This is a genomic window from Coprococcus intestinihominis, assembly GCF_040096555.1.
Lineage (GTDB): Bacteria > Bacillota > Clostridia > Lachnospirales > Lachnospiraceae > Coprococcus_A > Coprococcus_A intestinihominis.
On the sequence record NZ_JBBMEK010000352.1, the window covers coordinates 1 to 2678 of the forward strand.

The 2678-nt window shown below is 44.4% G+C and carries 3 protein-coding genes; all 3 read right to left on the bottom strand.

The window, feature by feature from the left end; translation table 11 throughout:
• The coding region (locus tag WMO25_RS16995) for a dTDP-glucose 4,6-dehydratase (protein WP_349086353.1) at window positions 1-699 on the bottom strand (699 nt) is incomplete at its 3' end.
• Window positions 700-743: 44 nt separating this feature from the next.
• On the bottom strand, window positions 744-1640 hold the full coding sequence (gene rfbA / locus WMO25_RS17000; RefSeq protein ID WP_227081882.1) for a glucose-1-phosphate thymidylyltransferase RfbA: 897 nt from the start codon (window positions 1638-1640) through the stop codon (window positions 744-746).
• Between the two features lie 55 nt (window positions 1641-1695).
• The coding region (locus WMO25_RS17005; RefSeq protein ID WP_349086354.1) for a sugar transferase at window positions 1696-2678 on the bottom strand (983 nt) is incomplete at its 5' end.

Here is a 2678-nt window from a genome sequence, read left to right on the forward strand (position 1 = left end):
AATGATCAGATCAATTGCTTTGCAATGATCTTCTACATACAGCCAGTCGCGGACGTTCAATCCCTCGCCGTAAACCGGCAATGACTTATCAGCCAGTGCATTGGCAATCATCAGTGGAATCAGTTTTTCAGGAAAATGATATGGACCATAATTATTGGAGCAACGGCTGATAGTCACAGGCAGTCCATAGGTTCTGTGATAAGCCAAAACAAGCAAGTCTGCACCGGCTTTGGAGCTGCTGTACGGAGAACTGGTATGGATAGGTGTTTCTTCTGTAAAGAAAAGATCCGGTCTGTCTAAGGGCAGATCGCCATATACTTCATCTGTAGATACCTGATGATAACGCTGAATACCGTATTTGCGGCAGGTATCCATCAGAACAGCCGTACCGATGATATTGGTCTGAAGAAAAATCTCCGGGTTCTCAATAGAACGATCCACATGAGACTCTGCTGCAAAATTGACCACCATATCTGGATGTTCTTCTTCAAACAACTGATTCACTGCATCTCTGTCACAGATATCTGCTTTCACGAAACGGAAATTCGGGTTATCCATCACCGGTGCCAATGTGGATAAATTACCTGCATATGTCAGTTTGTCCAAACAGATAATACGATAATCCGGATATTTTTTTAACATGTGAAATACAAAATTGCTGCCAATAAAGCCGGCGCCGCCGGTAACGATAATATTCATAATTTCAATACTCCTCTATACACATTAACTATCTATTTGCTGAATTAATACAGATGTTCCTGATATTTACCATCCATAACATCCTTCAGATACTGTCCGTACTGGTTCTTTTTCATCACTTCGTAAACTTCCATCAAATCATCTTTACTGATCCATCCGTTCAGATAGGCAATCTCCTCAAGACATGCAATCTTTCTGTGCTGATGCTGTTCCACAGTCTTGACGAAATTTGTTGCATCCACCAGACTCTCATGGGTTCCTGTATCCAACCATGTAAATCCCTGTCCCAACAGCTCTACATTCAGCGATCCGTCCTCCAGATAAATACGGTTCAAATCTGTAATCTCCAGCTCCCCGCGGGCTGATGGTTTCAGTCCCTTTGCGAATTCAACAACACGATTATCATAGAAATAAAGACCTGTCACACAGTAATTACTCTTCGGATGTTCCGGTTTCTCTTCAATGGAAACAGCCTTTCCATTCTTATCAAACTCCACAATGCCAAAACGTTCCGGATCATCCACATAATAACCAAATACTGTAGCGCCTTTGCCATTCTCAGCCTTATGAACGGCTGCCTCCAGGCGTTTCTTCAGCCCATGTCCCGCAAAGATATTGTCTCCCAGCACCATGGCAACCGAATCATCGCCGATAAAATCTGCGCCGATAATAAAAGCCTGCGCCAGTCCATCCGGAGACGGCTGAACAGCATAGGTCAGATTCACACCGAACTGATGACCATCTCCCAACAGATTCTCAAATCGCGGTGTATCCTGGGGCGTAGAAATAATCAGAATATCCCTGATTCCGGCGTTCATCAGAACCGACATTGGATAATAGATCATTGGTTTGTCATAAATCGGCAGCAGCTGCTTGGATGTCACCTTTGTCAATGGGTATAAGCGGGTACCTGAACCACCTGCAAGAATAATTCCTTTCATAAAGCCATTCCTCGTTTCTTAAAAATCATTTTCCATTCAATGGTTGTTTCATCTGCTACATAGAGCCGTCCTTTTTCAAAACAACCGCAACTGTCTTGAGCAGAATTTTGATATCCATTCCCACATTCCAGTTGTCAATATATTCCGTATCAAGACGTACCACTTCTTCAAAATCTGTGATATCACTTCGTCCGCTGACCTGCCACAGGCCGGTAATTCCCGGTTTAATGGCTAATCGTGCGAAATGATGCGGTTCATACAATTCTGTCTCTGATACTAACGGCGGTCTTGTCCCCACAATCGACATATCGCCTTTTAACACGTTGAAAAACTGCGGAAACTCATCCAGGCTGGTTCGTCGTATGAAATCACCAATGCCGGTCTTCTTCGTGCCATCCGGAAGAATCCTGTTGCCGATCACACGGGGATCGAAATCCATCTTAAACATCTTGCCGTCCCCGAGCTTGTTGTCCTTCATCAGCTCCGCCTTCCGTGCTTCTGCATCCATATACATACTTCGGAATTTGTACATCTTGAATGTTTTGCCGTTCTTGCCCACACGTTCCTGAGCAAAGAAAACAGGCCCCGGTGAACTGATATATATGGCCGGTGCCACAAAGATAAAAATAATAGCTGTCAGCAGGCATCCCACAAGGCCTCCAAAGATATCGATCACACGCTTGACCAATAACTGACGTGTAGACGCATAATTCATCGTTGTCGTCAGTACTGTATATGGGCCAATCTGCTCCACGAACTGCTTCTTTCCCGACATATTTAATGTCTTAGCCAGATTCAAATGCACCGTTACACCTGTTTCCGTCAGCTGATCAATCAACTTCTTCGGATATGGCTGACTGTCTGAAATCACGATCAGGACCTCATCCACCCAGTTCTGACAGACATAATCCACCGCTGTCAATGCATCTGCCACTACATCCACACCATTGATTGTCTGCCCAACTGCCTCTGTATCAATCACTGCCATACCGGCCATCCTGTATCTGGCATAATTATTCTTCAACATGCGGTCTACAA

What these genes read in the sequence shown, in the direction of transcription:
- rfbA (WP_227081882.1), bottom strand. Translation starts at nt 1,640, where the DNA reads ATGAAAGGAATTATTCTTGCAGGTGGTTCAGGTACCCGCTTATACCCA.